The following is a 20674-nucleotide window of genomic DNA, read 5'->3' on the forward strand; positions in this document are numbered from 1 at the left end:
AAAATTCATAATTTTTAAATACCTAATAATATGGTCTATGTAAGTTATTGTACCTCTATTTTACTTTTCATTAACCTATGAATGCCGCACAGAACCTTTTTCCTCATATCTATCGATGCAGCTATTATCTCTTATCGATATTGTACGAAATCACCTCCCCCCAGCCCAAGGTCTTGCAAAAGACGTGCAAAGCCACGACATTCAAAATCTCAGGAGACTAGCGTGCGATGATGGTCTCTGCCATATAAAGCAGGCTCGCTATCCCATAAGACGCGAATAAGGTCACGATATGACAGAACAAACATCTCATACCGATACAGAACAACCTAACCCCACCCCGCATGAAGCCCCAGCAGATGAAGGCCACACGCAAGGGCAAGAGGGTACTGCCGAAGAACGCATCGCCGCCTTAGAAGAGAAATTGGCCGAGATGGAAGACCGCTGGAAACGCTCTGAAGCGGAAAACCAGAATCTTCGCACCCGCCATAAGCGTGAACTTGAGGATGCCCGTCATTACTCGGTGCAGAAATTTGCGCGCGATGTTGTAGAGGCTGCCGAGAACCTTCAACGTGGCCTCTCTGCTTTACCCCCGCATGAAGAAGGCGAAGATGGACTCATCACCCGCCTGCGTGAAGGGTTTGAGGGGACAGAGCGTGCCTTCCTCTCCATTTTGGAGCGGCATGGCATCACCAAACAAGACCCCACCCATGAGCCTTTTGATGCCAATCTTCATCAAGCCATGCAGGAGCAAGAGGTCGATCACCTCCCACCAGGGCATGTCGTCCAAGCATGGACACCAACATGGTTACTCAAAGACCGGCTGCTTAAACCTGCTATGGTTATAGTCTCCAACCCTTCCTCAACCGGTCAAGCACCGAAGAAGGATTAAGCAAAACAAACACCCTCATGGCTCTATGACGAACATTCAGAACATCCTTATTATTCGTCATGGGGCCTTAGGAGATGTTTGTCAGGCTTTTGAGGCCTTTGCCTCCATTCGGCAGGCCTTTGCGCATGCCCATATTACCCTCCTCACCAGCAGCCCTTATCAGGCTCTTGCTGCCTCCACCCCTTGGTTTGACGCTATCGCGATTGATGACCGCCCCCCCATCACACATTGGCGGCATTGGCGTAATATCCGCGCTCTGCTGCACAAGATGGACCTTGTGTTCGACCTCCAAAACTCTGGTCGTACGAGCCGTTATCGCACGCTTGCACCGCGTACTATCCTATGGTCAGGCCAACAAAAGCGGGCGAGCCTCCCTCATCATAATCCCCAAGCCCGCCAGATGCATACGCTCTGCCGACAACGCGACCAGCTCCGCAGCGCAAATGTCCCTTTACAGCCCCGCACGATTCCAACCTTTCTAAAGGATGAAGGCCCATTCCTTACTGAACCTTATGTGGTGCTTGTCCCCGGTGCTGCACCACATAGACCCGCCAAGCGATGGCCCCTCGCCTATTTTGCAGATTTAGCCCACACTATCGCCGCATGGGGGTATGTCCCCCTCATTGTAGGGAGTGCAGCAGACGCTCCCCTTGCCGCGCATATCTGCCACCATGTTCCCACAGCGCGGGACTTTACCGGCAAAACCACATTGCCTGCTTTAGCAGGGCTGCTCCATCGCGCTTTGCTTTGTTGTGGCAATGATACTGGGCCACTACATATGGCCGCTATGATGGATTGCCCCACCTTAACCCTCTTTTCTGCCGAGAGTGACCCCCGCCGTTGCGCCCCCCACGGCCTCACAGTAGGGCAAAACCGCGTGATACAAGCAGATACGCTTGCTCATATACAGCCAGAGCGTGTGATGACCTTGCTACACGATTGGGGCCTCCCCCTCATGCAAGCACGCAGAGCACATTACGCAAAAAAATGATCCAGCGGCACACTATCTCATATTAGAGCTTGCAGAGACATAACTTTAAAGGCCATTTTGCCATCCGCTATGTTCAACGAATCCCTTTTCGCTTATCATGAGCTGAAGAATCCCTCTTGATGATGACTGACCAAGGAGTCCTTTCATGCCCGCCATTACCCTACCCGATGGAAGCATTCGCACCTTCGATGGGGCAGTGACAGGGACAACTATCGCCGACTCCATTGGTCCAGGTTTAGCCCGTGCGGCCATCGCGATGGAGGTTGACGGCAAGGCTGTGGATATAGGCTTTACCATCACGCAGGATAGTGCTGTTCGTTTCATCACCCGCAAAGATGAAGATGCCCTCCCGATGATTCGCCATGATGCTGCCCATGTCATGGCCGAGGCTGTGCAAGCCCTCTGGCCGGGGACGCAAGTGACCATCGGGCCAAGCATTAAAGACGGCTTTTATTACGACTTCTTCCGCGACAAGCCCTTCACCCCTGCCGATTTTGACGCCATCGAAACCAAAATGGCCGAGATTATCGCCCGTGGAGATGCCTTCACACGAGAGGTATGGGACCGTAACGAGGCCATTGCCTTCTTTGAGGAACGCGGTGAGAGCTTTAAGGCCGAATTGATTCGCGACCTGCCAGAGAGTGAGGAGATTTCCATTTACCGCCAAGGGGAATGGTTAGACCTCTGCCGTGGGCCGCATCTCCGCACGACAGGGGATGTTGGCAATGCCTTTAAGCTCATGCGAGTGGCCGGGGCTTATTGGCGGGGGGACCATCGCAACCCCATGCTTACGCGCATCTATGGCACAGCATGGCGCGATAAAAAGGAGCTTAAAGCCTATCTAGAACGCCTAGAAGAGGCCGAAAAACGCGACCATCGCCGCATTGGCCGGGATATGGACCTGTTCCATATTCAAGAAGAAGCCGTAGGGCAGATTTTCTGGCATCAAAAAGGTTGGCGGCTCTACACAGCGGTGCAAGATTATATGCGCCGCGCCCAGAACCGAAACGGCTATCAAGAAGTCCGCACCCCTCAACTTGTGGACCGCACCTTGTGGGAAGCCTCCGGCCATTGGGATAAATATCGTGAGCATATGTTCATCGCCACAGTGGAGGATGAGGATAAGACCCTCGCCCTCAAACCGATGAACTGCCCTTGCCATGTGCAGATTTTCCGCCATGGTTTGCGCTCTTACCGAGAGCTGCCGCTGCGTATGGCTGAGTTCGGGGCCTGTCATCGCTATGAACCCTCCGGCTCGCTGCATGGGATTATGCGTGTGCGCGGCTTTACGCAGGATGATGCGCATATCTTCTGCACGGATGACCAAATCGCTGAAGAAACGGCCCGCTTCGTCACTATGCTAGGCGAGGTCTATCACGATTTTGGCTTTGAGAGCTTCCGCGTCAAGTTTTCCGACCGACCTGAAGCCCGTGCTGGCTCTGATGAGGTCTGGGACCGTGCCGAAGGAGCCTTAAAACGTGCCTGCGAAATGGTTGGGGTAGAGTATGAGTTAAACCCCGGCGAAGGTGCCTTTTACGGGCCGAAATTGGAGTTCGTGCTGACTGATGCCATCGGGCGCGACTGGCAATGTGGGACATTGCAGGTCGATTATGTTCTGCCAGAGCGGCTAGATGCCTCTTATATTGGTGAAGATAGTGCCCGCCACCGGCCCGTTATGCTCCATCGCGCTATCTTGGGGAGTTTTGAACGCTTCCTTGGTATCCTCATTGAGCAATATGCCGGGAAGTTCCCCCTCTGGCTGGCCCCAACGCAAGTTGTGGTAGCGAGCATCGTGACGGATGCCGCTGATTATGCCCAAGAGATTACCGCACGTCTGCAAAAAGCGGGCTTGCATGCGGAGGCTGATATTCGCAATGAGAAAATCAATGCGAAGGTGCGTGAGCATAGCCTTGCCCGTGTACCAGTCATCCTCGTTGTTGGCCGCCGTGAGGCAGAGGAAGGTACAGTCAGCCTCCGCCGCCTTGGGGAGCAAGCCCAAAAGGTCCTCCCTTTTGAGGAGATCCTCCCCGCCTTGCAGGAGGAGGCAACACCGCCGGACCTCCTCCGCGCTATGCAGCAGAAAACAGCCTGATACGCAGTCCATCCTCCCCCCTTGCGCCGTACCCGCACGGGGGGTATGAATCTAAACAGAAAGTTTGAGACCCCTCACCGTTTTGTATCGGATGAGGCCCTAACATCGACAGGAGATGACCATAGCTAGACCGCCGTTTCCCGCCGCCCCTAATCGCGAAGGGCCGCGCGTTAATGAAGAGATCCGAGTGCCGCAGGTGCGCGTTATTGATGCCGCAGGCGAGATGGTTGGCATTATGTCAACAAGAGAGGCTCTTTCCCGTGCTTTTTCTGAAGGGTTAGACCTGCTGGAAATCAGCCCTACGGCCGAGCCTCCGGTGGCGAAGATTCTCGATTACGGCAAGTTCAAATATGAACAGCAAAAGAAGCGTAACGAGGCCCGCAAAAAGCAAAAGGTCATTGAGATTAAAGAGGTCAAGGTCCGCCCCGGTACCGGCGAGCATGACTTCCAGACCAAGGCGAAGGCTGTCCGTTCCTTCTTAGAGGAAGGCGATAAGGTTAAGGTCTCTCTCCGCTTTAAAGGCCGTGAGGTTGCTCATCAGGAGCTTGGCTCTAAGATGATGCACCGCATCCGCGAGTCTGTGGATGATATTGCTAAAGCTGAGCAAACCCCTCGCTTGGAAAATCGTCAGATGATTATGATTCTGGCCCCAAGCAAACAGCGGGATACAAAGTAGGCTTTGTACTTGCTCCATAAAAAACCCGGTCCTTTATAAGGCCGGGTTTTTTAGTTTCTATCAGCTTGCAAGCTCCACAAGTGGATGCGACCGCTGCCGCCCTAATAAAGTGCATAAGGTAGAGGTAGGGACACTTTGATTGAGCGTATAAAAATGGAAATGCTCCACCCCTTCCGCGCGCAAACGCTGGCAGAGGCGATCCACCACCACGGCACTCAAGCGCGTGCGAATAGGGGGGAGGTCATCCACCCCCTCAAAGAGCGTTTTTAACTCCTCCGGGACAGAAGCCCCGCACATTTTGGCAAAACGCCATGCTTGTGCCGCCTTACCAATAGGCAAAATCCCCGGTACGATGGGTTTATTAATCCCCGCCTTCACCGCACGATCCCGGAAGCGCAAAAAACATTCTGGGTCAAAAAAGAATTGCGTAATCGCCCTATCGGCCCCCGCATCAAACTTCTCTTTAAGATGCTCAATATCAGACTGCGCCGATTGCGCCTCGGGGTGCGTCTCTGGGTATGCCGCAACAGAGATCTCAAAAGGGGCAATCTTCTTCAGCCCCGCTACAAGGTCTGCTGCATAATGATACCCCTCTGGATGCGGGCGATAAGGCGTTGGGGCCTCACCTTTGGCAACCGGGGCATCACCCCGCAACGCCACAATATGCTTTACCCCTAGGTCCCAATAAACACGGGCGACATCATCCACCTCACCTTTAGCGGCATTAACGCATGTAAGATGCCCCGCCAATGGGATAGGCAATGCCTCTACCATCTGTCGTAACGCCTCTAACGTACGCTCCCGCGAGGACCCACCCGCCCCGTATGTAACGGACATAAAGCGTGGCTCATAGGCAGCAAGACGCTGCGCTACCCGCAATAAAGCCGCGGCTTTCTCGTCCGTCTTAGCGGGAAAAAATTCGAATGAGACCTCAGCCATGACGTCCGTTCCTTCTAAAATAAATGTAAGTTATCGCGTTTTCGAATCCTGATGTAACGGCAGGCGGCCCATCCAAAGCTTAACCGTCAACTCACCATCCAAAGAGAGAGGCGGGTCTAACTCCAACCCAGCCGCTTTAAACCATTGCTGCATGCGCTCATCACTAAAACCGAGATACATATGCGCATCCCGCGTACGGAGCTCCTCACGGTCATGCAGGGCGAAATCCACCACCAGCAAACGCCCACCAGGGCTTAAAATCCGCGCCGATTCGGCAATCACAGCCGCCGGATGCTGTGCATAACGCAAGGCCTGATGCAAAATCGTCAGGTCAGCCGAGCCTGCTGCTAACGGCAGAGCATAAAAATTCCCCTGCCGTAACTTAATCTCCTCACCATCAGCCGTGCGATCATCTTCCAATTTCACACGCGCTAGCCGGAGCATAGAAGGGCTACGGTCAAACCCAATGGCACTCTCACAACGTGGGGCGAGAAGCTCCAACATGCGCCCCGTACCTGTCCCAATATCCACCACGCGCCCCAATGGCCCCGGTCCGACAAGCTCCATAATGGCCGACTCGACCGAATCTTCCGAGACATGAAGGGAGCGAATCGCATCCCATTCCGCGGCATGGACCTCAAACCAATCTTCTGCCTCACCCATACGGACATTCCGCACAGCTTGGAGACGTTGGCGGTCAGCCCGGCCTGTCTCGTCATCTTCTTCCTCATGATAACGCCGCCAATGGTCCAACGCAGCAAAGATGGGCTCTAGGTCATTCTCATCTCCTAAGGCGAGAAAAACCCAACTCCCTTCCTTGCGGCGTTCCACCAACTCCGCCTCCGCCAGTACTTTAACATGGCGAGAGACACGCGGCTGGCTCTGGCCCAAAACTTGAGCCAGCTCACCGACAGACAACTCCATCTCACGCAATAAACGTAAGATTCGCAAACGTGTTGGCTCTGCAAGAGCCTGAAAGATGATAAGAGCACGATCCATGTGAGAGCATATATAACGATTTCATTATATATGCAATACATATTGACACATTAAAAAAGCCCTGCCACTTCTAATGGCCGAAGAGAGATCACCCGCCGCGTTGAAAGCAAAAAAGCGGTTGGACGTAATCTTCCATGGCTGTCTTACACGAGCAGTCTCATTCTTACTGGTGGGGCTTCCCTCCACCAAAACGCCAGGAGGTATGTCATGACCGTACGTGTCGCCACATTGGGCTTTCCCCGTATCGGTGGTCGCCGTGAGCTAAAAAAAGCCCTTGAGAGCTTCTGGGCTGGTAACAGCAGCGAGGCTGAACTGCTCGAAACCGCCGCAGCCCTCCGTAAAGAAAATTGGACCCGCCAGAAGGAGCAAGGAGCGGATATTATCCCCTCTAACGACTTCTCCCTTTATGACCATGTGTTAGATACCAGCGCACTTGTTGGAGCTGTACCGGAGATTTACGGCCATAAAGGCGGCAAGGTGGACCTCACCACCTATTTTGCCATGGCCCGTGGTCGTCAGGTCTCTGGCGAGCATCCCGCTCATGACCAATCCCATGATTGTTCCTGCCAGCATCAACACGCAACCGATGTTCCTGCGGCGGAAATGACAAAATGGTTCGACACTAATTATCATTTTCTGGTGCCAGAGTTTAAAGCGGGGCAAAGCTTCCGCCTCTCCTCCACCAAAATTATTGATGATTATAAAGAGGCCAAGGCCCAAGGGATTGAGACACGCCCTGTTCTGCTTGGCCCCGTTAGCTTCTTGCTCCTCGGTAAAGCGCATGGGGCTGCCTTTAATAAGCTAGACTTACTCCCAGCTTTGCTGCCTGTTTATCATGAGGTCCTCCAAGCATTGCACCAAGCCGGGGCAGAATGGGTCCAGATTGATGAGCCAACTTTAGTGCTGGACCTTGATGATGCCGCCCGTAAAGCCTTTGCTCATGCTTATCAGAGCCTGAATAAAGCAGTACCCGGCATCAAGCTCTTCCTCACAACCTATTTCGGTGGGTTAGGCGATAACCTAGAGACTGCCCTCTCCCTGCCTGTCCAAGGCTTACATATCGACCTCGTCCGCGCTCCACAGCAACTTAATGACGTTGTCGCAAAAGCGCGGCCGGACTTGCTGCTCTCCCTCGGTGTGATTGATGGCCGTAACATCTGGAAGGCAGACCTCTCCAAAATTATCGCACAAATTGCCCCGATTGCGGAGAAACGGGACATCATCGTTGCACCGTCTTGCTCCTTGCTCCATACGCCCATCGACCTAGAGCGTGAAACACAGCTGGATGCAGAGGTTAAAAACTGGCTCGCCTTTGCTGTGCAGAAAATTGCCGAGCTGGCTACGATTGCCAAAGCCCTTAATCAGGGGCATGAGAGCGTAAAAACCATCTTAGATGCCTCCGATGCTGCCGTGCAGAGCCGTAAGACCTCCACACGCATCCATAATCAGGAAGTCAAAAAACGTGCTGCTCAAAAAGATGCAAAGCTAACCCAGCGTCAATCCCCCTTCCCTACACGCCAAAAAGCGCAGGAAGGTGCCCTCAAGCTGCCGCTCTTCCCCACAACGACCATCGGCTCCTTCCCGCAGACCAAAGAGGTACGCCAAGCCCGTGCCCGCCATGCGAAGAAGGAACTCTCTACACAAGATTATGTAGCCTTCCTCAAGAAGGAGACAGAATCCGCCATCAAATGGCAGGAAGAGGTTGGGTTGGATGTGCTCGTTCATGGTGAGTTTGAGCGCAACGACATGGTGCAATATTTTGGTGAGAAGCTCTCCGGCTTTGTCTTTACCAAACATGCATGGGTACAATCTTACGGCTCCCGCTATGTGCGCCCGCCCATCATCTTTGGTGATGTATCTCGCCCCGCCGCAATGACGCTAGATTGGTGGCAATATGCCCAATCTTGCTCCAAAAAGCCGGTCAAGGGCATGTTGACGGGCCCTGTCACCATCCTCAACTGGTCCTTTGTACGTGATGACCAACCACGCTCTGAGACATGCCGTCAGATTGCCTTTGCCATCCGTGATGAAGTGCAAGACCTAGAAAAAGCCGGTTGTGGCGTCATCCAGATTGACGAAGCCGCCCTGCGCGAAGGCCTCCCCCTCCGCCGTAAAGACTGGCAACATTATCTGGATTGGGCTGTGGAGAGCTTCCGCATCACTGCCAGCGGTGTGCAGGATAAGACGCAGATTCACACCCATATGTGCTACTCCGAGTTTAACGACATTATCGAAGCCATCGCCGCTATGGATACTGACGTTATCTCCATCGAGACAGCACGGTCCAAAATGGAGCTGCTAGAGGCCTTTACTCACCATAAATACCCCTCTGAGATTGGGCCGGGTGTGTATGATATTCACTCCCCCCGCGTCCCCTCTGTAGAGGAAATGGTCGAGCTACTCCGTGCTGCGGAGAAGAAGGTCTCCCGCCGTCAACTTTGGGTGAACCCTGATTGCGGCCTCAAGACCCGTAATTGGGCAGAGGTCCGCCCGGCCATTGCTAACATGGTCAAAGCTGCCGAGATCCTGCGCGGTTAACGCAGGCAGTAAAGCTGAGGGAGGGGTGTCATCAGCCCTCCCCCACTGCAAAAAGGCTCTTCCCTTTAATGGGAAAGAGCCTTTTTTAATGGACCCATCCTATAATAGCCTTAATGGCTTGATGTTGGCTTATCGCTTTTACCAGAAGGCACAACATGGCAGGTAAAAGCCGTACCCTCTTTATCCTCCCGAGCGAACGTGACCTCATCGCCTTTGGACCACCAGCTATAGCGGTCTGCGACATATTTCGCGCCATCACCAGCGACAACATTGGCAAACACCATCACCCGTCCATCCACAGGCAATATGGCAAGGGCCATAATATCCGCACTATAATATGTGACCGTAAACGGCTTTGCTGGCAGGGAAGTCCGTAAAGAGCGGACATCATCCCCGGCCTTCTCATTATCCACAGTGCAATTATAGGTCACATCCTGCCGCCCGACTGTTTCATCCGCTGGGAGGGGGATGAGCAAATGATTCTCCCCCTTATGGGCAGGCTTTGCCATGGCCATAGAACTTACACACATAAAAGCCGCAACCCCACATAACCATAAACGACTTTGCTGTTTCAGCATCTTACTGCACCCCATCAGACACAACTCCCTTTATCACTGTGCGGCGTTTACGCGCCTGACGCGCACCGGGCGGGGGCATTTGGCATGCCATAAAATACAGCCCCACAACGAAAGTCAGCTGCGATAATAAGCCCAAGCGGTCCCATAACCACATTTGTGGCTTGGCTGCCCCCACAAATAGCGAGATGGTCTCGTAGAGCAAAAACCCAAGACACACCACACGCAAGCTATACATCATCGGCCTTAGAGGATTCATCATATTCGGCCTTACTAAGGTCTGGAACCGCTGGAAGCCAATAAACAACATGATGCTACAAAGCAGCACCAAAATAGCTTCCACACTTTCACCCAGCGTTGCCCCGTAGAGGAGTAACGGGGCTAAAAGGCAGACAACTTGTAAAAGAACAGACCCAAGCTCAAAACTGATGCCGATATTCCAAGCGGATGTTTCCTCTGGCAGACGGTCCACCAGAGGTTGAAACAGCCTATCCAAAATAAAATCATCAATCGCTTTTAGAAAATCTGCTTTCATTCCGCCCTCTTCCATTCCATGCCAGCATTGCCTAGCATAATCCCTTATAGAGATGGAGGATAATAAACCCCTCCTCTTAACGATAAGCCGCCTCTCCTTGCCATCAAAGGATATATACCTCATGCCCCGGCCTACACTCTTCCGCTCTGCTTTATTAGCAGCCTCTCTCCTAGCAGGCGGCCTCCCAGCTTATGCGGCCTTTGCGCAACCGGCCCCCACCGCACCGCAGACCACACAGCAGGATGAAGCCGGGGTCACCCGCGCGACTCTCAAAAATGGCTTGCGGGTTATCATCATCCAGAACCACCTCGCCCCTGTCGTGCAAACCATGATGAATTATGAGGTCGGCTCGGTCAATGCGCCGGCTGGCTTCCCCGGTACGGCCCATGCGCTAGAGCATATGATGTTCAATGGCTCCCAAACCTTAAGCCGGGACCAGCTTGCTACCCTCAGCGCACGGCTAGGCAATAATGATAATGCCGATACAACCTCGGATGTCACCCAATATTACTTCACAGCCCCTGCGAGTGATTTAGACATTCTCCTCCGCATTGAGGCAGGGCGGATGGAAGGCCTCACCCTCAGCAAAGATGAATGGGCCCATGAGCGCGGCGCGATTGAGCAAGAAGTCTCACGCGACCTTTCCAGCCCCATTTATCGCTATATGTCGCAAGTGCGCGGCTTGCTCTATAAAGGCACACCTTATGAGGCTGATGCCCTTGGCAGCCGTCCTTCCTTCGATGCCACAACGGTTGAGCAATTACGGCAATTTTATAAAAATTGGTACGCTCCCAATAATGCCGTCCTCATCATCACGGGGGATGTTGAACCAACCCACACCTTAGCCCTTGTTGAGAAGGCCTTTGGGGCTTTGGCCGCGCGCCCTCTGCCTGCGCGCCCACAATTTACCCCCAAGCCCGTCACCCCGCATGAGCTTGCCTTGCCGACCGACCTCCCTGTGGGGTTAGTCACACGCGCCTGGCAAATGCCCGGCCAGCGTGACCCGCGCTTTGCTGCTGCCACCTTGCTGGCTGATGTACTCTCCAGCCAGCGAGGCGACCTTTTTGCCCTCGTTCCCCAAGGCAAAGCGTTAGAGACTGGCTTTTTATACGACCCAGACGCCCAAGGCGGCATTGCCACCGTCTATGCCGCCTTCCCCCAAGGGGGTGACCCAGCCCCCCTCCGGGCCCAAATGGCCGCAATTATGGAGCATTACCGCACAACGGGCCTCCCCGCAGACCTCATCGAGGCTGCCCGGCGGCGCGAAATTGCCGCATTGGAGTTTAATGCCAACAGCATTAGCGGGCAGGCTGAAAGCTGGTCACAAGCTGTTGCCATCCAACATCTACACAACCCACGCGATATGATACGCGCCTTCCAAACCGTTACAAAGGCCGAGATTGATGCCCTCGCGCAGGAATGGCTAAAGCCTGACCATGCTATTAGTGCCACACTCACCCCGAGCAATTCCGGCAAGCCCTTGGCCGATAAAGGCTTTGGCGGGGCAGAATCCTTCACTAATCCTCCCAAAGAGCATGTCACCCTCCCTGATTGGGCCGAGCAAGCCCTCGCACGGCTGAGCCTGCCCCCAGCCTCACCCCAACCTTATGCGACAATCCTACCAAATGGGCTGCGGCTGATTGTTCAGCCTGAGCATGTTAGCCACACCATTGAGCTTTACGGCACAATCCGCCAGACACCCTCCTTACAACAGCCGCAGGGGAAGGATGGCGTTGCCTCTCTAACCGACCAACTCTTCCTCTATGGCAGCACACAGCATGACCGCTTGGCCCTTGCCCGTGCGTTGGACGACATCTCAGCTGAGGAAAATGCTGGGAGCAGCTTCACCCTCAGCACATTGACGGAATCCTTCCCAGCAGGGCTATCCCTCCTTGCGGAACATGAGCTTCACCCTGCCTTCCCAGAGGACGCCTTCCGCATCACACGAGAGCAAGAAGCCCGTAGCCAGAAAGGGACACTCCAATCCCCGGCCCATCATTTTGGCCGTGCGGTGCGTAAGGCCCTCGTCCCCGCTACGGACCCCACACTCCGCGAGGCCACACCAGAGAGCATCCGCGCTCTTAGCCTTGAAGATGTCAAAACCTACTATAAACAAGCCTACCGGCCAGACCTTACAACCATCGTCATTATTGGCGACATCCCCCCAGAGGAAGCACGCCAAAAAATCATGGCCGCTTTTGGGGACTGGAAGGCCGAAGGCCCCACCCCTAAGCTAGACCTCCCAGCTGTTCCCCTCAGCCGGGCAAGCCAAGCCGTGGTAGCGGACCCGGGTCGCTCCCAAGACCATGTTACATTGACTGAAACATTGGGCCTGACTATCACCAACCCAGACCGTCACGCTCTTGCCGTTGGCAATACCATCCTTGGGGATGGCTTCTCCTCCCGCTTAATGCAGGACCTCCGCGTCCGCACGGGGTATGTTTATAGTGTGGGTAGCCAGCTTAATTATAGCCGTACGCGCAGTACCATCTCCATCACCTTTGGAGCAGACCCCGCTAAAGTCTCCGCCGCCCAAGCTCTTGCACTAAAAGACCTTGAAAGCTTGCGGACAACACCCGTCTCTGCCGATGTGCTAGACCTCGCCAAGGCCAGCTTGCTACGTAGCTTCCCTATGAGCCGCGCCAGCTTTAGCTCCCTTGCTGGGCAATGGCTCTCCCTCATTGACCTCGGCCTCCCACTTGATAGCCCTGACCAAGCTGCGAAAGCTGTATATGAACTCAGTGCCGCAGATGTGCAGAAAGCTTTTGCTAAATGGGTCCGCCCGGCGGATATGGCGCGTATCATCATGGGGCCAGCCCCACACACAAAGCCGCAGCACTAAGCAGCCCCATAACAACCCCATAACAAAAAGGGCACCCCCAGCGGGTGCCCTTTCCATCGCTACTCCCTTTAGCGCAAAACAGCTTAAAGCAGCTTCTCCGCTTTAAGATATTCCACCGCTTGGCGGATGCGATGGCCGTAGAGATGCTCCTTCATCGTGCGCTCCTGCGCTTTTTTAGCCATCTCAAAACGTAAATCATCATCACGCAAATACCGGCTTATAATCCGTTCAAAATCATCCCGGTTGGAGAAAACGGGAATCTCATCTGCATCATAATAGCGGCGTAATTCATAAGTCTCCTCATGAAAGACTTGGAAGGCCCCTGCCGCTGCAGCCTCAAAGGTCCGCGGCCCTGGTGTGGAAGGGGCAATGACGAAGCGTTTATTCTCAAAATGCAGAGACCGCCCTAGATTCAACACAAGGCGGGAGCGGCTATAAAGCTCAATAAGCTGTTGCTTTTCAATTCGTGCATCAGAAAAGCCAATCCCCATCTCGCCCCAGCCCGGCCCGATGATACGGATATTCAACTGTTGCAGTAGAGGCATCAAATTACGAATCACCTCTTTGCGTGAGCTAAACGCCACACCACAAAATAGCACATCAATCGTCTTGTCCGTATTCCGCTCCAGCGGGACATAATGCAGCTTAGGGCACGCCCCTAAAGGCAAATGAAAGACCCTATCACGCTGATAAAAATTATGCCCCCAGCGGTCACACGAGAAGATGACGTCAAAATCATACCCGATTTGATAGCTCGCATCCTGCTCGTATGGGTCCTCTGTTGCCCAAAAGGCCGTTACCGCCCCTACATGGCGTGCCTCCCGCGCAATCTCCCCATAATAGGTACTCTCCGGCAAGTAAGAGCCCATCGCAAACACCAACGTAGGCTCCAAAGCGCGGATAGCCGAGGCTGCTGTGACGACATTAACCGCAACAACATTCCCCTTGCCAAAGCAATCCTCCAACCCATCCATGATGGTCGCGCGCACCTGAGCATTCGCATGGCTTTCATAGCGTCCGCCACTACAGAGCAACACTTTACGCCCTTGCGTCTCGGCAGAACCAGATGCTTGAGCTGCCTTATTTGTGGTCCGTTTCTTCGCTGCGCTCATTGCAATTCCTACTTTCTCGCTCTCTCTGCCCTATTAGCCCAAGGAGGCTTGCATAATATGTTGTAACGCCTGCCGGAAATGCTCCGGGTCTGTATCCTTCTGAACAGCCTTTAAAGCAGAACGACGAAGCCGCTGCCATAATGCCTCATCATTATATAGCCGTTCTACCGCCACTGCGAAGGCCATAGGCTCATCAGCAGGAACGCTCAAAAGGCTTTCCTCCGTTTGCCAGCCGACCTCCTCCCGCAGCAAGTCCGTCACTACCATCGGCACCCCCCGTGCAGCCGCTTCCTGCACTTTAAACGGCAGCCCCCCCGCAAAGCGGGTTGGTGCAACAAAAACCCGGTATGTGTCAAAAAGGGCGGTTAAGTCCTCCACAGGGCCTATAATTTCCACACGCGGATGCTGCCCTAACGCCGTCATATCAACAGAGGGGTGAACATAGCCTGCTATATGCAAACACACATCCTCTGGCAAAGCCTTTAGATGCGGCAAAACCTCCTCTACAAACCACGTCATACTATCATAATTAGGCGACTGCTCACTATGAAACGCCCCTAAAAAGAGAATATCCCGCCGCTCCGCATAAGGCCGTGGCGTTGGCGCAATCTCCATGCTATGGCCAAGCACCATCACATTGCCATAACCTGCACGGCGAATCAGCTCCGCATCATGCTCTGTAACGGCAATAATTTGCTGGCAGTAATGGGCACTTTGCAATTCCTCCGTTAAGAGAGCATCCAAAGCTCGCTCATACTCCTCACCCTTAACAGGTGCCGCAGGCGTTCCATCAGGCAAAAGGCCCGTCACCGCCTGTTGCAACAATGTTCTTGGGGCCGCTACAACCTCTGTATCCAACACAGAGCCACAATGAGGTAAAAACCGGCTCGCTTCATTTAATACTGGCAATAGGCGCGCCATATTATGAGTCCGCCCCACCCACAGCAAATCATAATAACCCGCACGCTCCTCCAAGAAAGCTGGCAAGGTGGACATATCATGATCAAAGGCTAGCTCTACCTCCTCTGGGAAGTCCCGATAAAGCAAAAAGGCAGGCAGTTGCTCGCGCATTACGGGGAAGACCGTCACATGATAATCCAACGCTACTAACGCACGCACGATATCATTAGAACGCACATAACCTGAGCCAAGCCCCCGCAAGGGGATTCGATCCTCTATCAAAAGCACACGCTGCCGATCCGGCCTGCGCCGCTCCCGCCCTAAAAGAGCATTGCGAATATGCCGAGGCTGTTGATGACGCAAGAACTCCAGATGTTGCTGGGCAAAGACCTTCCAATGCCGTTGGATCAAACTATGCGACCCACTCTGGCCAGAACTCCCAAACTCCAAATGCTCAACCATCGCCAATGGCTCATACACAATCCGCGCCCCAATTTTTTGGAGACGAACGCATAAATCCGTATCCTCAAAATAAGCAGGCCAATAGCGCGTATCATACCCCCCTAAACGGCGCAGCAACCCCGCCTTAACCAGCAAAAACGCTGCCGAGCCATAATCAACATCCCGCGTAAAGCTAGCCTCTGGGATATTCGGGTCATCCTGCCTGCGGTACCCATATGTCGCACCATCCCGCCAAATGATAGACCCTGCCTCTTGCAGCTGCATATTCGTCCGCACAAGCCGCGCTGCCACAGCCCCCGTTGTCTCCGCACGGTAAAGCCGCTTCAGAGCGTGATGCAACGCATCTGGGTACAAACGAATATCATTATTAAGATATAAAACCGCCGGGGCTGTGACATGAGCCAAGGCTTCATTACACCCCAACAAATACCCAATATTGACCTTGTGGCGCAGAATGATAGCCCCTTCCACAAGCGCCTCTAAGCCCGTTGTTTCATCACAAGAGCCAGAATCCACAAGGATAAGCTCTATCGCCCCATCATAATTCCCCCGCAAAGAGGCAAGAGCCTGAAGTGTAAGGTCTATCTGGTCATGCACCACCATGATGACGCTGACCTCCGGCATCCCCCACACACGGAAATCCAACTTCTGACGTGCTAGGAGAGGCAATGCTAGCGCAGCATCATCACGAAAAAGCTGACGTGTTTGGTCCTCCAACACTGCGGGGTCATCTATCCCCGCCGGTGTAGCATGACCATGTTTCTCCGCCACAAAACGAGCAAAGGGGCTCTCAAAGACCCCACCATCGCAATCAAACCATACAAGCGGGCATTGCTTATAGCGATGAAGGTCCACCCCTTTTGCAGGGCTGCGCCCCTCATGCGCGCCAAAACGCACAAAATGCTCGTAGCCATTACGCAAACCATCCCCCCCTAAAGAGGGCAGAATATCGGGCGATGTCTCGCGGTAATAAGCCTCATCAAACCACGGGGAGGGATTAAACGCTTCCGGTGTGGGATTCGTGAGATAATGATGCAACGCATTACTATACTCCCCCGCTGCAATCGCCTCTTGCACCTCTGGGTAGGTTTGTAGATACCAAGGGGCATCAAAATACCATGAAGCTGGAGCGGCATCAGCAATATGAGAGGGTAAAACCAGCCATGAGGCTAATAACCCTTCTGGGCCAAACCATGCCTCATAACGGCGCGCCATAGCCCGCAAGAGACGGACATCACAAAACGGCCCCGCCTTAAAGCCATGCTGCTCCCCATAAGAGAGGTAATGATCATACCCGTTATAAAAGCCCTGCTCGGCAAGGTAATGACCCGTTAACGCGACATAACGGCGGCGATAGGCAGCTTCATCAAACAACCAATGTGGGGAGCATCGCTTATAGCCACCAGCACAATAGTGAGCAAACCCGGATGGCCAACGCCGCTCCAACAGACCACGGCGAACCTCCGGGTAAGCCTGCCTGTACCACATCTCATCAAAATACCGATTAGGAGAATGGCCCCGATGGCAGCCTATTTCCTCATAAAAACGCTGCACATCATCATAGCCATGCTGAGCCATAAGCTCAGCCACATCGGGGTAGCGTAACCTATACCAGTCGCTCTCAAACCTCCTCCAACATGGGATACGCCCCTCTTGGGGAATGGTCTCTAGGGGCGGAAGCATAGCTGTCATAAACTCGGCTGTTGGTCAGCAAGCTCTGACACCAAAGCCCGCACCCGCTCAACATGCTGGACCTTTGGCTCTTTACGTTGGACAGACTGACACCGCCCGTCCGCCATATGCACGACGTGGTCCGTCACCACCATGCTAAACACCTCCCCAATGATATTGACCAACGCACAACGCCATGTCCCCGTCAGCGCATGTAATTGGCCTTTCCAAGGGTGCAATATCCCCTCAAAACCGGAGCAAAGCGGTGCATCCCCGTGAACCATACGCACATCATCTCGCGCAAACCGCTCCAAAGCGAAAAGAACCACTTTATCGCTCTCATCACTCACCATCGCTGCATAAAGCATGCCAGAACGGCCAAAGCCATTAAGGAAGCTCCAACCCCGCAAGGCTAAAGCCCCACGCTCCTCCTCTGGCGTGGCGGCTACAGCCTCTTTATCCCCTACGCCAAGGACCTCGAAGCGATCTAAGAAATAAAGCTGCTCGCCACGTTCTTGAGCAAATAACCGCCCCCGTGGGAAGCGGGCTAAGGGCACACCACGCAGCACAGTATCCCCATTTGTCACACGGAAGAAATCAGCCAGAATGACGCTATTCTCCGGTTTTTCAGCGAGAATCTTCTGCACCCGGCCTTCTTCCACCTCTATCCCATAAGATAAAAGCTGGAAGGCTCCGCGACCATTAATCACATTGATAATGCCGATGCGGTAACGTCCCTCACACCATTTCCCACGCAACGCTACCTTCGCTGAAAAACCAGAACGCCGCGGCACTTCGCTGCCGAAAAGCTCCGAAATATCCGTCCGAATCTCGCGCTCTGCCTTCATGAAAATTAACGAGCTAGGGTCATCTTCACTAATCAACACGACATAGACCTGCCCAGAGGTACTGACATCAGGCAAGAAGAGCCAGCCACGCACATGAAACTCATCAGCAGGTTTAAAGGTCTTCTCTGCACCCTCAACCAACACATGATGGCAAATATCATCCAAGTAACATTGCGCCCCTTGGATGGCGAACCAATCCGTAATCTGTGCAGGCAAGCTTACTGAGAGGTCACGAATAAGTGGTGGATCAAAAATATGCCGCGGCGGGGCTTGGTGCTTCCATGATGGGATAGGCAAGAGATGGATCTGCCCTGCATCAAGCATTAACTCCGAAACACCCAAGACACGCCGCGGTGCAAGATCATGGTACAGCTTGAGCAAGCCCGCCGCATAATCACCCTCATGCGTCCAAAGCTCTGGCCCAATAGCCTTCATCATCTTATGACGAATCTCTTCCGAAGACCGTAAAAGCTCCAATCGTTCCAAAGCAATATCAGGCCGACTAATGGGGATTTTATAACCATTCACCCCATCAGTTACGCGGTCATGCAACGCACCAACGTCAGTAACAATAGGCACAAGCCCATATTGCCAAGCCTCAGAGAGGGAAATGCAATAAGTCTCCGGCCATATGGACAAGAACAAAGCAACGTCAGCCTGCTTCATCACATCCGTACTGCCTACATCATACCGGCCATGAACGGTTACATTAGGCCGTTCCATCGCATCCAACACAGGCTGATAATCAGGGTGAATGTACCCTAAGATATGAAAATGGAAATGCTCTGGATGGGCAGCCTCAATAAGGGCAAGGACAGTATCAGCCCCTTTTGTTCGTACAAAATTACCCACAATCGCCACACCGAGAGGGCGGCGGTCTAATGGCTCATATTTATTCGGAACAACTGGAACCGTCACATCTGGGCTGGGAATCCCATTTACCAAGCTAATCTTCTTATCCAGCACAGGATAAACCCGGTGCATGAAGTCACGCGAATGGTTTGTCCCAAATATGATGGCATCAACATGATGCAACATCCGGTCGATAAAGGCGCGGCGCGTTTGCTCCCCGCCATATTCCACCCCTTCAGCTATTTTGAGCATTACATCCATTGCAAGGACGGAGTAAAACTCCCCCTCAACATAGCGCATATCTTGATTCAGTAAGTTATAACGCGAGGAAACAAGCCAAAAATCATGCGCGGAGAATAGCACCCCCGTCCCATTGGCTTTTGCAATTAACGGCAATGACAACGCATGGTGGCCAAGATGCTGGAAATGAACAACATCAATATTATATTGACTCAACACGCTGGAGAACGCCGTCTCCTCCTGCGCATCGCACACAATATCTTGCCAGTCATGCTCAGCAATATCAAAGCGTTCTAGCTCATGCCCATTAGCAGAGAGAAGACGACAAAACGCCCCCCGCCTTAGCCAGAAATAAAACTCAACCTCACGCCCAAGAGCTGCGCACAACTCCCGCTGATAAACCTCTACCCCACCCCACACTTGCTCATGAATTGTGGAATGCGTACACATCAACACACGCAAACGGCTACGCCGGGGGCTGGACAGAACATCCGCTGGAAAAGTCCGCTTAAACTCCGCCTTTGTAATCTCTTGGATTTTTTGCAAGCGATGCTCATAAAGATGCTGTTTTAAAACAGCTTCCTGAGCACTAACGGCAGAGCGTTTCCGCAAGGCCGCATTATCGAGGAGCCGTGCGATGTTCTCGACAACCTCATCATCATTATGAGCGAGATGAACACCCTCTACGCTTTTAAAGCAATTAGCATCCATCCCCGGCGCAACTTCGACCACTTGCGCCGTACCCGCTAATCCCAGCTCAAAATAACGAGGGCCGGGTGCTGTCGCTTGGCTGACATCACCATGACTTGCATAATCACGGAACATCGTCAGCGCGACAGCACTTACATTAGCAAAGTCAATAAACGCTTCATGACTTACAGGCCGTTGCAAAGCAAGGGCTGCAATATCCTCTGGCAGAGGGGGTAAAAACTCGTTACCGGGACATACTAACTTTAACCGAACATCCGGAAAGCTCGCCAAAACACGCCGCAAGGTCCGTACGCGGTTAGGCCACATTGTTCCAGCAAAAAACAAATCATAATCGCAATCAGGCAATGCCCGCACTTTGCGCTCATGCAGACTCTGGCTTGCCGCAAGCGGGAGATAATGCCCCTTACCCTGATAAGCCTCTACGCAAGAAGGATCATTAGTAAAGATATAATCAAATAACGAAGCTGCTTGGGCGTTAAACTCCCTCATAAAGGGATCTTCAAACGTCCATAAAATTACAGTCTTAAAGGCAGGACGCACACGGCGAATCAAAGCCTGATTAAGCCGCTGACCATCAATACAAAGCAACGTGTCATGCTGACCAGAGGCCGCAACCCCAGCAAGGCTCATATTATCAGCAACAAAGATATTCTCTTTGCCGAACAGATCCTCTGCCGCACGCTGAATAGCGAGGGTCAAATAGGCATTCGGATTATGTGTATAATTCGTATTGTAGATAACCGCCATTTATAACTCCGCGCTCCAAAAATATTGCATCATGCAGCGAATGCCCATCTCATTT

The 20674-nt window shown here is 53.2% G+C and carries 13 protein-coding genes; 6 read left to right on the forward strand and 7 right to left on the reverse strand.

Features of this window, described 5'->3' with window-relative positions:
* Positions 1-289: 289 nt before the first annotated feature.
* The 4 genes from GM556_RS06865 to infC all read left to right on the forward strand — a co-directional run bounded on the left by GM556_RS06865 (position 290) and on the right by infC (position 4648).
* Positions 290-889, forward strand: a complete 600-nt coding sequence (locus tag GM556_RS06865; protein WP_155573823.1) for a nucleotide exchange factor GrpE — start codon at positions 290-292, stop codon at positions 887-889.
* A gap of 25 nt (positions 890-914) precedes the next feature.
* Positions 915-1880, forward strand: coding sequence for a glycosyltransferase family 9 protein (locus tag GM556_RS06870; RefSeq protein ID WP_155579650.1), 966 nt, complete (start codon positions 915-917; stop codon positions 1878-1880).
* A 145-nt stretch (positions 1881-2025) separates the two neighbouring features.
* Complete coding sequence (thrS, locus tag GM556_RS06875; protein ID WP_155579651.1) at positions 2026-3972, forward strand: threonine--tRNA ligase; 1947 nt, start codon at positions 2026-2028, stop codon at positions 3970-3972.
* A 115-nt stretch (positions 3973-4087) separates the two neighbouring features.
* Entirely contained in the window at positions 4088-4648 is a 561-nt protein-coding gene (infC, locus tag GM556_RS06880; protein ID WP_155573826.1) for a translation initiation factor IF-3, read from the forward strand.
* Positions 4649-4708: 60 nt separating this feature from the next.
* On the opposite strand, the gene metF is transcribed toward infC, so the two are convergent.
* Positions 4709-5587 (reverse strand): methylenetetrahydrofolate reductase [NAD(P)H], encoded by an 879-nt coding sequence (metF, locus tag GM556_RS06885; RefSeq protein WP_155579652.1) that lies wholly within the window; start codon positions 5585-5587, stop codon positions 4709-4711.
* 30 nt (positions 5588-5617) lie between these two features.
* On the reverse strand, positions 5618-6586 hold the full coding sequence (locus tag GM556_RS06890) for a metalloregulator ArsR/SmtB family transcription factor (protein WP_155579653.1): 969 nt from the start codon (positions 6584-6586) through the stop codon (positions 5618-5620).
* A 207-nt stretch (positions 6587-6793) separates the two neighbouring features.
* On the opposite strand from GM556_RS06890, the gene metE reads away from it, so the two are divergent.
* A complete protein-coding gene (gene metE / locus GM556_RS06895) occupies positions 6794-9124 on the forward strand; it encodes a 5-methyltetrahydropteroyltriglutamate--homocysteine S-methyltransferase (RefSeq protein ID WP_155579654.1) in 2331 nt (776 codons plus the stop codon).
* Between the two features lie 110 nt (positions 9125-9234).
* On the opposite strand, the gene GM556_RS06900 is transcribed toward metE, so the two are convergent.
* Together GM556_RS06900 and GM556_RS06905 are read right to left on the reverse strand one after the other, a co-directional pair.
* A complete protein-coding gene (locus GM556_RS06900; protein ID WP_196424628.1) occupies positions 9235-9702 on the reverse strand; it encodes an MliC family protein in 468 nt (155 codons plus the stop codon).
* A 1-nt stretch (position 9703) separates the two neighbouring features.
* Positions 9704-10234 (reverse strand): hypothetical protein, encoded by a 531-nt coding sequence (locus GM556_RS06905; RefSeq protein WP_143813650.1) that lies wholly within the window; start codon positions 10232-10234, stop codon positions 9704-9706.
* A 121-nt stretch (positions 10235-10355) separates the two neighbouring features.
* On the opposite strand from GM556_RS06905, the gene GM556_RS06910 reads away from it, so the two are divergent.
* Complete coding sequence (locus GM556_RS06910; protein WP_155579655.1) at positions 10356-13076, forward strand: pitrilysin family protein; 2721 nt, start codon at positions 10356-10358, stop codon at positions 13074-13076.
* Between the two features lie 83 nt (positions 13077-13159).
* Here the strand turns inward: GM556_RS06910 and GM556_RS06915 are convergent, their stop codons facing one another.
* From GM556_RS06915 to GM556_RS06925, 3 genes are read right to left on the reverse strand one after another with little or no spacing between them, the layout of a single operon-like run.
* Positions 13160-14188: a glycosyltransferase gene (locus GM556_RS06915; protein ID WP_155573832.1), complete on the reverse strand. Its 1029-nt coding sequence runs from the start codon at positions 14186-14188 to the stop codon at positions 13160-13162.
* A gap of 33 nt (positions 14189-14221) precedes the next feature.
* A complete protein-coding gene (locus GM556_RS06920; RefSeq protein WP_230873324.1) occupies positions 14222-17242 on the reverse strand; it encodes a glycosyltransferase in 3021 nt (1006 codons plus the stop codon).
* Positions 17239-20619 (reverse strand): glycosyltransferase, encoded by a 3381-nt coding sequence (locus GM556_RS06925; RefSeq protein WP_155579656.1) that lies wholly within the window; start codon positions 20617-20619, stop codon positions 17239-17241. Before GM556_RS06925 ends, GM556_RS06920 begins: the two co-directional genes overlap by 4 nt.
* Between the last annotated feature and the right edge of the window lie 55 nt (positions 20620-20674).

It is taken from the genome of Bombella sp. ESL0378, from assembly GCF_009725845.1.
GTDB classification, from domain to species: Bacteria; Pseudomonadota; Alphaproteobacteria; order Acetobacterales; family Acetobacteraceae; genus Bombella; species Bombella pollinis.